Below are 11,892 nucleotides of genomic sequence, written 5' to 3' on the forward strand. Positions count from 1 at the left end.
GTGGGCAGCACCTTCGGCGGCCTGAACACCGCCTACACCGGCCTCGTCGCCGCGCGCTCCGGGCTCGACGTCACCGGGCAGAACATCGCCAACGTCAACACCGAGGGCTACACCCGGCAGCGCGTGACGACCTCGTCGATCGAGTCGCCGGCCCGCGCCGGCCTGTTCAGCGCCGGCGTCGTCGCGGGGCAGGGCGTGTCGGTCGACGCCATCGCGCGCCTCGGCGACCAGGTGGTGGACGGACAGGTGCGCAGCGCCGCCGCGACGGCCGGGTACCAGTCGACCCGCGCCTCCGTCATCGCCACCCTCGAGGCCTCGCTGGGCGAGCCCAGCACGACGGGCATCGCGAGCCAGCTCACCGCGTTCTGGTCGGCCTGGGGCGACGTCGCCAACAACCCGGCCGAATCCGGGCCCGCCGCGGTGCTGATCGGTCAGGCGACCTCGCTCGCCGCCTCCCTGTCGGCCGGCCATCGCGCGGTCGACGAGCAGTGGTCCGGCCTCCGCACGCAGGCCGACGGCCTCGCCGCCGAACTGAACTCGGCCGCGTCGCAGGTCGCCGACCTCAACGCCCGGATCCGCACCAACACGCAGCTCGGGGTCAGCTCGAACGAGCTGATCGACGCCCGCTCCGTGCTCACCGAACGGATCGCCGCGATCGCCGGCGGCACCGTCCGCGAGGTCGGCGACGGCACCGTCGACGTGCTCGTCGGCGGCAACGCCCTCGTCAGCGGCACCTCGTCGCGCACGGTCGCCGTCACCGGCGGCTACAGCATGGCCACCGCCGGCGCGGGCGTCTCGGTCGAGTGGGCCGACCGGCCCGGGCAGTCGGTCGCTCTGACCGGCGGCAGCCTCGCCGGAGCCGTCTCGCTGCTGCAGCCCGCGGCCGCCGGAGGCACGGGCGGCGTGCTCGCCGAGGCCGCCGCCTCGTACGACGCCCTGGCGACGCAGCTCGCCACGCAGGTCAACGCGGTGCACCGGACCGGGGTCACCGCCGACGGCACCTCCGACCACGACTTCTTCGCGCTGACGCCGGGCGTCTCGGCGGCCCGCGGCCTGACCGTGCTGCCGACCGGGGCCGCGACCATCGCCTCGGGCAACGGCACCGGAGGCGCCCACGACAGCACGGTCGCCCTCGCGATCGAGCGGCTCGGCACCGGCACGGGCTCGCCCGACCGCGCCTGGTCGGCGATCGTCGCCGGCATCGGGGCCACGTCGAAGAGCGAGTCGCAGCAGGCCACGCTGACCGACCTCGCGGCGACCTCGGCGAAGAACCGCCAGCTGTCGGGCTCGGGCGTCAGCCTCGACGAGGAGAACGTCAACCTGCTCTCGTACCAGCACGCCTATCAGGGGGCCGCCCGCGTCATGACCGCCATCGACGAGATGCTCGACACGCTCATCAACGGCATGGGCCGGGTCGGGAGGTAACGGATCATGATCAGCCGCGTCACCGACCAGATGACCTCCCTGCAGTCGCAGCAGCACCTCCAGGCGAGCAAGGCCCGCGTCTCCGACATGCAGGCGCGCGCGTCGAGCCTGCAGAGGATCGCCCGGCCGTCCGACGACCCGACGGCCACGGCCGAGGCCATGCGCGTCAAGAGCCTGCAGGCCGCCACCGCCCAGCAGGCGCGCAACGTCGACGACGGCAACGGCTGGCTGTCGACCGCCGACTCCGCCCTGACCGCCGCCGACGCGATCCTCGCCAAGGTGCGTCAGCTCACCCTCCAGGGCGCGAACACGGGAGCCGTGTCGCCCGACGCGCTCGACGCGATCGCGACCGAGCTCGAGGGCCTCAAGAAGGACCTGCTCAGCACCGCGAACGCCAGCTACAACGGCCGCAGCGTCTTCGCGGGGACCTCCGACGCCGGGGTCGCCTGGACCGACGACTACACGTTCACCGGCGGCGTCGACGCGGCCGTCCTGCGTCGCATCGGGCCGGAGACCACCGTGCGCGTCGACGCCGACGGCGCCCGGGCCTTCGGCGACGGCGACGACTCGGTGTTCCGGCTGATCGACGACATCGTCACCGACCTCCGCGGAGGGACCAACGTCAGCACGCATCTCGCCGCGATCGACGTTCGCGTCGGCGATCTGCGCGGCGTACAGTCGGGCGTCGGAGCACGCCATGCCCAGCTACTGAGAGCCGAGGACACCCTGATGGACACCAAGGTCAGCCTCGAGGCGCAGCGCTCCGAGCTGGAGGACCTCGACCTCGGTCAGGCCGTGCTCGACCTGCAGCTGCAGCAGAACTCGTACCAGGCCGCCCTGGCGATCACCGCGAAGGTCGTCCAGACCTCGCTGATGGACTTCCTCCGATGAGCGGCACGACGCAGTCGCACGTGGCCTTCGTCTCGCCGCCGTTCGGACTCGAGCCCCGCGTGGACTTCGTGCTCGACGAGATCGAGGGCGCCGTCGGGCTCTTCGCCCTGCGGACCGTCGACGCGGGCGACGAGGTGCGGCTCTTCGTGCTCGACGCCGCCGTGCACCTGCCCGACTACTCGCCGGTCGTCAGCGACGAGCAGACCGCGCTGCTCGGGCTGACCGACGCGGACGACGCGATCCTCCTCGTCGTGGCGACCCCCGCCTCCTCGGGGATGACCGTCAACCTGCTCGCCCCGATCGTCGTGAACCGGGTCACGGGCGCCGGCGCGCAGCTGATCCTCGAGGGCCAGGACTGGCCGCTCCGGGCGGAGCTCGCCGCGCACTGACCGGCGTCCCGTCGCGCCGACCCGGCTCCGACCCGGCTCCGACCCGGCTCCGACCGAGGGTGTCCCCCAGAGGGCGGACACCCGCGTCACGGTCCGACAACGATCACCCGATCCGCGCCGATCGGGCCCTCGGCGTCCTGTCTCATTGATGGCGAGGAGGCGCGACACATGACGACGAGACGACGCACCACGGCCCTCGCAGCCGCAGCCGCGGTCGGCGCCCTGCTCTTCGCGGGCTGCACCGGTCAGGCCTCATCGACCCTGCCGTCGATCTCCGACGCGTCGACCTCCGCCGACGCCGCCGCGCCCTCGACCGCCTCGGCCGGCCCGTCGCCCGTCTCCGCGACGACCAGCACCGCCGGCGTCACGATCGCCGACGACTCCGCCACGACCGATGTGGCGACCGGGCTCGAGTCGCCCTGGTCGGTCGTCCGACTCGACAGCGGCTCGGCGCTGATCAGCCTGCGCGACAGCGGTCGCGTCGTCGAGCTCACCGCCTCGGGCGATCTGCGCGAGGTCGCCGCGATCGAGGGCGTGGTGCACGAGGGCGAGGGCGGCCTGCTCGGACTCGCCGTGCTCGGCGGCGCTCCGTCGTACCTCTACGCGTACCTGACCACCGCCGACGACAACCGCGTCGTCCGCGCCCCGATCACCGGCTCGGCGGGCTCGTACGGGCTCGGCCCGGTCGACGACGTGCTGACCGGCATACCGAAGGCGTCGAACCACGACGGCGGACGCCTCGCCTTCGGCCCCGACGGGATGCTCTACGTCACCACGGGCGACGCGTCCGACCCCACCGCGGCGCAGGATCCCGACTCGCTCGGCGGCAAGGTGCTGCGCCTCTCGCCGACGGGCGCCGTGCCGACCGACAACCCGATGCCCGGCTCGCCGGTCTACACGCTCGGTCACCGCAACCCGCAGGGCATCGCGTGGGACGCCTTCGGCTCGCCCTGGGCTGCCGAGTTCGGGCAGAACACCTACGACGAGCTCAACGCGCTCTCTCCCGGCGGGAACTACGGCTGGCCCGAGGTCGAGGGCCGCGGCGACGACGGCGCGTTCCTCAACCCCGTGCTGCAGTGGTCGACCGACGAGGCGAGCCCGAGCGGCCTGACGGCGGTGGGCTCGACGCTGTTCCTGGCCGGTCTCGGCGGCGAGAAGCTGTTCGAGATCCAGGTGCCCGACTCGTCCGACGCGACGCCGACCGAGCGCTTCGCCGGCGACGAGTCGCTCGGACGCATCCGCGACGTGCTGCCGGGGCCCGACGGCACCCTGTGGCTGCTGACGAACAACACCGACGGCCGGGGGTCGCCGGGCGACGGCGACGACCGCATCGTCAGCGTGCCGCTCACGCGCCTGCCCTGAGCCGCGCTCGGGCGACATGACGGCGTCTGCCGGACGACGCCTGCGCGCCGCGCGGCCCGTTCGGGGTACGGGCGGTTACCCTCGAACACGATGAGTGAGCACGACCCCCGCCTCGGATCCGCACCCGGCAGCGCCCGCCCCCAGAGCGTGCCCCCGGGTCTCGCCGCGCCTGCCGTCGCGAACCTCGGAGGCGCGGGCCGCTTCGACCCGATCAGCCTGCGCACCGCCGTCGACGTGCCCGCCGCCGAAGCGCGGCTCGCGGCCCTCGGCCAGAGCCGCAGCACCTCCGCGCTGGGCGAGCGGGCCGACCTGCTGCGCCTGCTCGGCCGCCTGGACGAGGCCCTCGCCATCGCCGAGGAGGCCTTCCGCCTGGCCCACTTCACGGGCGACCGCGCCGACTCCACCGCGGCGCGCATCCGCCGCGCCCACATCTTCCGCGAGCAGGGCAAGCTCGAGCGCGCCCTGAACGACCTGCACACGAGCCGCATCACCGCCGCCACCGAGGAGTGGCGCGAGCTCGAGGCCGCCGCCGCCGAGCTCGAGGGCTACACCCTCTTCGACCTCGGCCGTCACGACGAGGCGCGCGAGAACCTCGCGCAGGCCCTCGCCGCCTACGAGGCCAGCGGTGCGCCCCGCGATCGCACCGAGGGTCTCCGCGTCGCGATCGAGAACGTCATGCGCGCCTACATGACGATGGGCACCGACACCGCCGCCCCCGACGTCTCCCCCGCAGGAGGCGCGGCGTACGACCACGAGGCCCCGCGGCCCGGCGACACCAACCCGACCGGCGTCCTGCCCTCGAGCTCCTCGGTCGACCCCGCGCACCTCCCTTCGGCCACGAGCGCCGACGCCGACGCCGACGCCGACGACCCCTCGGCCGTCGACCCCTCGGCGGCCGCCCGCGCCGCCGCGACCCGCACCGACGACTCCGACGAGCACCCCGCGTCCGGCGTCCGACGTGACGCGGCCCCGGTCGAGTCCCCGTCGGACGACCGCCCGGTCCGCGCCGACACCAGCCTCTGGGGCAAGATCTCGAGCCTCGCGGCCAATGCCGCCGGTCACCGCGACGGCGACCGCTTCCGCGACTCGTCGAGCCGCCCGACCCACGCGTCGCACTCGGCCCCGGTCGACGACGAGGATCGCAACGAGGACGACGAGCCCCGTCCGGGCGCGACTGGCGTCACCGGCGTGGTCGAGGGGCTGCCGCGGGACGACCAGCCGTCGACGTGGCCGTTCCCTCGTCGCTGACCCGCGCCTCCTGAACCGACCGTGGCCGATCTCGATCGGGTGAGGCACTGGGCCGACGCCCTGATCGCCCTGCACCTCGACCCCGCCGTGTGGAGCTTCGGCTTCGACAACGCCAAGACCCGCGCGGGCCTGTGCAACTACACGCAGAAGCGCATCACCGTGTCGAAGCACCTCGCCGGCCGGTACGACGACGACGAGATCCACCAGGTGCTGCTGCACGAGGTCGCGCACGCCCTCGCCGGGTCGAGGGCCGGTCACGGTCCGCGCTGGAAGGCGGTGGCCGGCGACCTCGGCTACGTCGGGAGCCGCCTGCACGACGGGGCGATCGCCTCCGACCTCGCACCGTGGGTGGGCGTCTGCGCCGCCGGGCACGAGCACTACCGGTACCGCGAGCCGAAGCGGCCGCTCTCGTGCGGGCGCTGCTCGCGGCGCTACGACCCGGCCCACCTCATCAGCTGGACCCGGCGCGAGCCCTGACCCGCGCCTCCCTCGCTCCCTCCCTCGAGGGGTGACGACCGGCCGCTCGCACCGTCAGCCCGCGGCACGTCGTGACGCCTCGGCGTCGATCGGACGAGCCGGGGAGGCACGTAACCGGTTAGGCTGGTTCGGTGCAGACCGGACAGTGGCTCAGATCCGACACCGACACCCGGTGGTTCTTCGACTCGGGCGCGCTCAGCCTCGACTTCGCCTACCTCGGCGGGTTCCGCGCCGGTTCGCGCTTCGGCCCCGAGTCCGGGCTCGCCCTGCCGGCCGACGGCTCCACCCCGTGGGACGGCCTGCTGCTCACCGCCGACCTCGACGACTGGATCGGCGAGCGCTTCGCCGGCATCTCGGGTGCCGCCTCCGACCGCGAGCTGGCCGACGCCCGCGCCCTCCGCGACGCCATCGCGCGCCTCGCGGTGGCCGCCGCCGACGGCACCTCGACCGATCCCGACGACGTCGACACGCTCAACCTCTTCGCGGCGACCCCCGACGTGCCGCCGTCGCTCGAAGGCGGGCGCCGTCAGGCCGGGGCAGGCCGGCTGCGGCTCGGCCAGGCGATGTCGTCGGTGGCGCGCGACGCGGTGACGCTCTTCACGGCCGTGGGGTTCGTCGGCGGGCCGGACTCGCGCCTCCGTCGCTGCTCGAACGAGCTCTGCGGGCTGCTCTTCCACGACGAGTCGCGGGCGGGCAGCCGCCGCTGGTGCTCGATGCAGCGCTGCGGCAACCGGGCCAAGGTGCGGGCGCACCGCCAGCGGTCGGCGGGGCGCTGAGGCCGGGCGCTGAGGCCGGGCGCTGAGGCGCCTTCCGCCACGCCACCAGAAGATGGGCACGGCACCAGGACTTCTCCTGGTGCGGTGCCCATCCCCTGGTGCGGTGCGCGGTGCGCGCTACTCGACGACCTGCACGTCCTTCCAGAACGCGACGTAGCCGGTGTAGTCCTCGCCGACGCGCTCGAACGAGGTCGGGATCGGCGCAGGGTAGCTCCAGGCGCGGTCCTGCAGCAGGTCGTCGCCCGCCTTGACGCTGAAGTACTGGGTGTCGCCCTTCCACGGGCAGTGGTACTGCGTCGGGCTCTCCTCGAGCAGGGTGGCGTCGACGCTCGCGGGAGGGAAGTACCAGTTGCCCTCGATCGAGATCAGATCGTCCTTCGGGGCTTCGGCGACGACGGTTCCATCGGTGAGCACGGCCTTCATGGTTCCTCCAGCGGATCGGGGCGACGTCGTGGTCGCCATCGCTGCAACGCTACGCCCGCCCCGGTGATTCCCCGCCGAGCGGGGGCACGGGGTCAGGAGGCGCGGGATCAGGAGGCGCGGACCACCTCGCCCACCTGGCCGACCTCCCCGAGCGGGGCGCGGGATCAGGAGGCGCGGGCCACCTCGACCGCGACCGCCCGGTCGGCCTGCCCCGAGGAGGCGCGGGCCGACTCCACGAGATCGCCACGGTCGGTCGCCACCAGCTCGGCCGCGGACGCCGAGGCGGTCAGCAGGTGGGTCGAGGCGCGGGCGAGCGAGACGGCGGCGGCGCAGGCGACGGCGGCTTCAGGGGAGGAGGCGTCGATGCCGAGGGCGGCGAGCGCGTCGACGACGGCGCCGGCGGCCAGCTGATCCTCGACGGCGGGGCGGAAGCCGTCGGGCTCGACGGAGCCGGCCGCGACGATCGCGACGACGGCGCGGTCCCCCCGTCGGGCCTGGCGTTCGATGACGCGGCGGGCGGCGTCGGCTGCCGCGGCCGGGCCGGTGACGAGCAGCAGGTCGGCGTCGGGGTCGACGCCCGGGGCGGAGGCGACGGCGCGGAGGGTCTCGGCGGTGCTGAGCAGACCGTGCCCGTCGAGGGCGTCGACGACCACCACGAGGTGGGCCCCCGGGGCGATGCGGCTCGCCCCGGCGATGCCGTGGTCGAGGCGGACCTGGTGCTTCTGCTGGCCATGCGCGTTCACCCTGCCAGCGTAGGTCGCGACCGACCGCGGTCGCCCGTGCGTGACGCGCCGTGACGTCCGCGGCCGGGGCGACCCGGCCCGGGAGCCGCGCCCGGCCGCACCGCCCTCAGCCCGCGGGAGTTGGATCGGGTCATGCACGTGCAGCTCAAGCTCCGCCTCGCCTGCCCCGTCGACGTCGCGACGGACGCCCTGCGCGACCCCCGCGTGATGGTGGCCGTGACGAAGCCCCTGGTCGTCTACCGCTCGGAGGCGCCCGACGGGTTCCCGTCTCGCTGGACCGAGGAGGCGCACCCGGTCTCGGCGCGCATCCTCGGCCTGCTCCCGCTCGGCAGCACCCACGTCGACCTCGACTGGCACGAACGCGACGGAGCCTGGATCCAGCGCGACACCGGCCGCGGGACGAGCGGGCAGTTCGCTCGGATGCGCATCAACCACCGCATGGCCGTCACCCCGGACGGGGCGAACGGCACCCTGCTGCGCGACCGCCTCGAGTTCCACGCCGGGCCGCTGGGCGTCGCACTCTGGCCGGGTCTCTGGCTGACCTGGCAGTGGCGCGCCCTGCGCATGAAGGCCCTCGCCCCCACCTGGCGCGGAGCGCCCACGCACCCCAAGCACGCCTGAGGCCGGCACACCGCCCGGCTCCCGAGCCCGCCCGGCTCCCGAGCCCGCCCGTCCGCCCTCGCGGCGGAGGCTACGACCAGAAGCCGGCATGCACCGCCGACGCCTCCTCGAACAGGGCCGGGCCCGAGACGGACACGGCGTCGCCGCCGCGGGCGAAGACCTCGCGGCAGGGCAGGTCGAGGGTGGCCTCGCCCTCCTGCTCGGTGACCATGCCGAGCAGCTGCTGCTCGGCGAGCGCGTAGACCACGCGCCCGATGCCGGCCCAGTGGATGGCCCCGGCGCACATCGCGCACGGCTCGGTGCTCGTGTAGAGCGTCGCGCCCTTGAGGGTCGCCTTGTCGAATCGCCGCGCGACGAGGCGGACGAGCCCGGTCTCGGCGTGCCCGGTCGGATCGCCCTCCGTGACGACCGTGTTCTCGGCCTCGACGACCTCGCCGCCGGCGGTGCGCAGCAACGAGCCGAACGGGTGGTTGCCGTGGTCGCGGGCGCGCTGGGCGATCGCGATCGCCTCGTGCAGCAGCTCGAGGTCGGCGGGGCTGACGGTGGGGTCGGGGGCGGTCGTGTCGCTCATGGGCCGAGCGTAGCGACGACCGCCGACGGGGCGACCCGCCGTGCGCTGGGCGGGCACGAGCGGTGGACGGCGGACGGGCTGTGAAGGAGGCGCGGGCACCGGACGCGGGGGCTGCGTACGGTGAGGTGCGTGACCGACCCGACCCGTGCCTCCTCGACTCCTCCGCTCTCCGACTCCGACGACTCCCCTCGTTCGGCCGCGCGGTCCGCGCTCGACATCGCGTCGTGGCGCCGCACGATCCACGGGCTCTACCGGGAGGTCCGCGACGCGACGGACCTCGCCTCGGCGCACGATCTCTGGCGCCGCACGCGCGACGGCCTGTTCACGACGCACCCGTCGACGCCGCTGCTGCCCGAGGACCGGCCCGACTTCACCGGCCTGCCCACGGCCCCGTACGACCCGGCGTGGCGGTTCGAGGTGCCCGTCGAGCCCGTCGAGACGCGGCGCATGGTGGTCGAGACCGGGACCGACGGCGACGTCCAGTTCGACCTGGTGGGGGTGGCGGACGTCCCGGGCGTGGGCCGTCTCGATGTCTGGAAGCTGGTGCAGTACGGCGGCGGGCTGTTCGTGCCGGTGAAGGACGCCCTGGCCGGCAAGCCCGGGGGGACGTACGGCGGCGGACGCTACCTGATCGACTCGGTGAAGGGCGCCGATCTGGGTGAGGGCTCGGTGCCCGGAACGATCGTGCTCGACTTCAACTTCGCCTACAACCCGAGCTGCGCGTACGACCCCGCCTGGGCCTGCCCCCTCGCCCAGCCGGGCAACACCGTCGCGGTGGAGATCCCCGTCGGCGAGCGCTACGGGCGGGTTCGCTGAGGCGTCGTGCGCCAGGAGGCGTCGCGCCGCTTCCTGAGCACCCCCGAGGCCGGCTCAGGGCCGCCGATCGTCATCACGGAGGACCGGTGGCCTCAGGGTCCTCTTCTCGTGGTCGGGCACTGAGGCACTCGTCGTCGCCTGCCGCGTCATCGCGGTAGGACAGCCGGATGTCGGCCTCGTCCGCGACGACGGCCCCGTGCACGGCGGCGTCGGCGTCGAGGGCGGCCGCGTAGAGGTCGTTGCAGAGGGCGTCTGCCTGACGCGAGTTCTCGAGGCTGTTCGCGGCGACGATCGCCACGACGGTCTCTCGCCGCACGTGGAGCGAGATGAGGTCGAGCGGATCATCGTCGCGGCCCCCTCCGGCGACCCAGGCGGCGGAGACCGACTCGGCTTCGGGCGAGTCGGTCATCCACGTCGCCGGAGGAGTGGCTGCGACGTCTTCCGTGACGATGTCCGTGCCACAGGCGCTGACGGTCGCGAGGGAAGCGACAGCAGTGAGAGCCGCCCACAGCCGTCGGGCGCGTGTGCGGCTCGTCATGACGCAGGGGCCGTTCGAGCGCCCCCCGTCGCGACGCACGACAGGGCTGTAGCGGCGTAGACCGTGCCGGAGGTCGCGACGACGAGCACCCGAGCCGACTGGTACCCCGTGTTCACGTTCTTGTTGGTGTGGCCCCCGATCGTGCCCGCGACGGTTCGTCTTCCCGTGACGCCGGGCAGTCGCCAATAGGTGATCTCGGTGTAGTGCGCAAAGGACTCGACGTGGGCCTTGACGGTCCGATTCGGGCCGCAGGTCTTCTCGTACACGACCGACGAGTAATGCCTCGCCTGGGGTGGGGCGCCGTGCGCCTCCGCGACGGGCGCGATGCCGAGGGCGCCCACCAGGGCCGTCAAGGCGAGGACGGCAGCACCTCGTCCGGAGCGGTGCCTGGATCGACTGGACTCGGCGCACTGGAGGGTCGCGTCGTCGTAGCTGTGCGCGTTCTGGGGAAGGTCCTGGGATCGAGAGACAATCATGGTGGTATTCCTATCGCACGTTAGGCATACTGTCCAGCATGTTCATTGCACATGTCTCACGACGCCAACTGCTCGGCGTGGCCACACTGGGTGCGGCGATGCCGTTCGTCGTGGGCGCAGCAGGTGACGCGTCCACTGGGGCACCCGCCCGAGCATCCTCAGAGGACGGCGAGAGCACGTCACCGGGCCTGGAGATGACATCGGTCGAGTTCCGTACGATCGACGTCTTCGCGGCCGGCTTCACCTCCGAAGACACGATCCGCTGCCCTCGCAGCATCGTGCTCTCGAACATCGACGCGGAGCCACTGTCACTGAGTCTCGAGTTCGACCCGCGCCTCTATGACGTCTCGGACGGCGTCACACTGATCAACGACGACGGAACGCTCTACATCGAGACCCCGGCACCGACCATCATCTCTCCGTCGAGGTCCGTTCTCGCGTTCCAGATCGACACAGCTGCAATGGGGCAGGGTGACGCTGAGGTCTCCATCCCTCTCGCACCTGCCAACAGATATCCGGCGGAGGACTTGGCACCCGTCACGGACACGACCGTGACCGTCTCCTCCGCTGGCGACGCCGTGGTCCGAGCGACCTGGGGCACGACCTCCACAACACCTCTCTCGCGCGCCTGGGGCGCTGAGGTCTCCGCCGGCTGGGCCGACGTGGCCGTCAGCCAAGCAGGAGCGACGCGCCAGTACCGCGTACCGACCGTCATCCGATGTCGGAGCATAGGCCCGCAGGCGATTCCCGAGCGGGCCGTCGTCACTGTCACGCTCGACGGTACGATCACTTCTCCGCCCGTGCTCGCGTCGGTGATGATCGACGACGAGCCCGCCGAGCTCGCCCGGTTCGGAACCTCTCTCCGCCGCGACGGCGGCGCGTACCTGTTCGACGTCACGACGCCCGACGAAGTGGCCGCTCAGTCGACGCTGATGCTCGTCTTCGTCGACCCCGTACGTCGCGGGCGAACCGAACCCCGTGTCGACTCACTGCACATGGCGACCGTCACCCTCCGAGCTCCGGAGAATGCAGCCGAGCGGCGCCGCACCACGACGAGCGACTCGGCCGTCGACATCTCCTCATCGGGAAATCCACTCGCCCCCGACGCCGCCACCGGCACGATCTGAAAGCGAACC

At 73.2% G+C, this 11,892-nt stretch carries 15 protein-coding genes; 10 read left to right on the forward strand and 5 right to left on the reverse strand.

Annotated elements, in window-relative coordinates; genetic code table 11:
• The 7 genes from flgK (at position 1) to FFA01_RS08980 (ending at position 6,568) form a co-directional block, all read left to right on the forward strand.
• Positions 1-1,425 carry a flagellar hook-associated protein FlgK gene (gene flgK, locus FFA01_RS08950; RefSeq protein ID WP_146855225.1) on the forward strand — a complete coding sequence of 475 codons (1,425 nt, stop codon included), beginning with the start codon at positions 1-3 and terminating at the stop codon, positions 1,423-1,425.
• A 6-nt stretch (positions 1,426-1,431) separates the two neighbouring features.
• Positions 1,432-2,316, forward strand: a complete 885-nt coding sequence (gene flgL / locus FFA01_RS08955; RefSeq protein ID WP_146855228.1) for a flagellar hook-associated protein FlgL — start codon at positions 1,432-1,434, stop codon at positions 2,314-2,316.
• The gene (locus FFA01_RS08960; RefSeq protein WP_146855231.1) at positions 2,313-2,705 is read left to right on the forward strand and encodes a flagellar assembly protein FliW; all 393 of its coding nucleotides are present in this window, start codon (positions 2,313-2,315) and stop codon (positions 2,703-2,705) included. The genes flgL and FFA01_RS08960 overlap by 4 nt, the downstream gene beginning before the upstream one ends.
• Before the next feature lie 168 nt (positions 2,706-2,873).
• Positions 2,874-4,067 (forward strand): PQQ-dependent sugar dehydrogenase, encoded by a 1,194-nt coding sequence (locus FFA01_RS08965; RefSeq protein WP_146855234.1) that lies wholly within the window; start codon positions 2,874-2,876, stop codon positions 4,065-4,067.
• Positions 4,068-4,157: 90 nt separating this feature from the next.
• Positions 4,158-5,315, forward strand: coding sequence for a tetratricopeptide repeat protein (locus FFA01_RS08970; protein ID WP_146855237.1), 1,158 nt, complete (start codon positions 4,158-4,160; stop codon positions 5,313-5,315).
• Positions 5,316-5,336: 21 nt separating this feature from the next.
• Complete coding sequence (locus FFA01_RS08975; protein WP_146855239.1) at positions 5,337-5,792, forward strand: SprT-like domain-containing protein; 456 nt, start codon at positions 5,337-5,339, stop codon at positions 5,790-5,792.
• A gap of 131 nt (positions 5,793-5,923) precedes the next feature.
• On the forward strand, positions 5,924-6,568 hold the full coding sequence (locus FFA01_RS08980) for a CGNR zinc finger domain-containing protein (protein ID WP_146855242.1): 645 nt from the start codon (positions 5,924-5,926) through the stop codon (positions 6,566-6,568).
• Positions 6,569-6,685: 117 nt separating this feature from the next.
• Here FFA01_RS08980 and FFA01_RS08985 read toward each other — a convergent pair whose 3' ends face one another.
• Together FFA01_RS08985 and FFA01_RS08990 are read right to left on the reverse strand one after the other, a co-directional pair.
• Positions 6,686-6,991 carry a DUF427 domain-containing protein gene (locus FFA01_RS08985; RefSeq protein ID WP_146855380.1) on the reverse strand — a complete coding sequence of 102 codons (306 nt, stop codon included), beginning with the start codon at positions 6,989-6,991 and terminating at the stop codon, positions 6,686-6,688.
• A 164-nt stretch (positions 6,992-7,155) separates the two neighbouring features.
• A complete protein-coding gene (locus tag FFA01_RS08990) occupies positions 7,156-7,734 on the reverse strand; it encodes a hypothetical protein (protein ID WP_146855245.1) in 579 nt (192 codons plus the stop codon).
• Positions 7,735-7,866: 132 nt separating this feature from the next.
• On the opposite strand from FFA01_RS08990, the gene FFA01_RS08995 reads away from it, so the two are divergent.
• Entirely contained in the window at positions 7,867-8,355 is a 489-nt protein-coding gene (locus tag FFA01_RS08995; protein WP_146855247.1) for a hypothetical protein, read from the forward strand.
• A 70-nt stretch (positions 8,356-8,425) separates the two neighbouring features.
• On the opposite strand, the gene FFA01_RS09000 is transcribed toward FFA01_RS08995, so the two are convergent.
• On the reverse strand, positions 8,426-8,926 hold the full coding sequence (locus tag FFA01_RS09000) for a nucleoside deaminase (RefSeq protein ID WP_146855249.1): 501 nt from the start codon (positions 8,924-8,926) through the stop codon (positions 8,426-8,428).
• A 129-nt stretch (positions 8,927-9,055) separates the two neighbouring features.
• Here FFA01_RS09000 and FFA01_RS09005 point away from each other — a divergent pair, with 129 nt between their 5' ends.
• The gene (locus tag FFA01_RS09005; protein ID WP_146855251.1) at positions 9,056-9,742 is read left to right on the forward strand and encodes a DUF1684 domain-containing protein; all 687 of its coding nucleotides are present in this window, start codon (positions 9,056-9,058) and stop codon (positions 9,740-9,742) included.
• A 73-nt stretch (positions 9,743-9,815) separates the two neighbouring features.
• Here FFA01_RS09005 and FFA01_RS09010 read toward each other — a convergent pair whose 3' ends face one another.
• Both FFA01_RS09010 and FFA01_RS09015 read right to left on the reverse strand, forming a co-directional pair.
• The gene (locus tag FFA01_RS09010) at positions 9,816-10,151 is read right to left on the reverse strand and encodes a hypothetical protein (protein WP_146855253.1); all 336 of its coding nucleotides are present in this window, start codon (positions 10,149-10,151) and stop codon (positions 9,816-9,818) included.
• A 125-nt stretch (positions 10,152-10,276) separates the two neighbouring features.
• The gene (locus FFA01_RS09015) at positions 10,277-10,756 is read right to left on the reverse strand and encodes a hypothetical protein (RefSeq protein WP_146855255.1); all 480 of its coding nucleotides are present in this window, start codon (positions 10,754-10,756) and stop codon (positions 10,277-10,279) included.
• Between the two features lie 278 nt (positions 10,757-11,034).
• On the opposite strand from FFA01_RS09015, the gene FFA01_RS09020 reads away from it, so the two are divergent.
• The gene (locus tag FFA01_RS09020; protein ID WP_146855257.1) at positions 11,035-11,883 is read left to right on the forward strand and encodes a hypothetical protein; all 849 of its coding nucleotides are present in this window, start codon (positions 11,035-11,037) and stop codon (positions 11,881-11,883) included.
• The last annotated feature ends 9 nt before the right edge of the window (positions 11,884-11,892 follow it).

Origin of the sequence: Frigoribacterium faeni (assembly GCF_007988805.1) — a bacterium.
In the GTDB taxonomy this organism is placed as follows: domain Bacteria; phylum Actinomycetota; class Actinomycetes; order Actinomycetales; family Microbacteriaceae; genus Frigoribacterium; species Frigoribacterium faeni.

Excerpts from the sequence above, each read along its gene's own strand:
- FFA01_RS09000 (WP_146855249.1), bottom strand. The coding sequence starts at position 8,926 with ATGAGCGACACGACCGCCCCCGACCCCACCGTCAGCCCCGCCGACCTC.
- FFA01_RS08985 (WP_146855380.1), bottom strand. The coding sequence starts at position 6,991 with ATGAAGGCCGTGCTCACCGATGGAACCGTCGTCGCCGAAGCCCCGAAG.
- FFA01_RS08960 (WP_146855231.1), top strand. The coding sequence starts at position 2,313 with ATGAGCGGCACGACGCAGTCGCACGTGGCCTTCGTCTCGCCGCCGTTC.
- FFA01_RS08995 (WP_146855247.1), top strand. The coding sequence starts at position 7,867 with ATGCACGTGCAGCTCAAGCTCCGCCTCGCCTGCCCCGTCGACGTCGCG.
- FFA01_RS08965 (WP_146855234.1), top strand. The coding sequence starts at position 2,874 with ATGACGACGAGACGACGCACCACGGCCCTCGCAGCCGCAGCCGCGGTC.
- flgL (WP_146855228.1), top strand. The coding sequence starts at position 1,432 with ATGATCAGCCGCGTCACCGACCAGATGACCTCCCTGCAGTCGCAGCAG.
- FFA01_RS08970 (WP_146855237.1), top strand. The coding sequence starts at position 4,158 with ATGAGTGAGCACGACCCCCGCCTCGGATCCGCACCCGGCAGCGCCCGC.
- FFA01_RS09010 (WP_146855253.1), bottom strand. The coding sequence starts at position 10,151 with ATGACCGACTCGCCCGAAGCCGAGTCGGTCTCCGCCGCCTGGGTCGCC.
- FFA01_RS09015 (WP_146855255.1), bottom strand. The coding sequence starts at position 10,756 with ATGATTGTCTCTCGATCCCAGGACCTTCCCCAGAACGCGCACAGCTAC.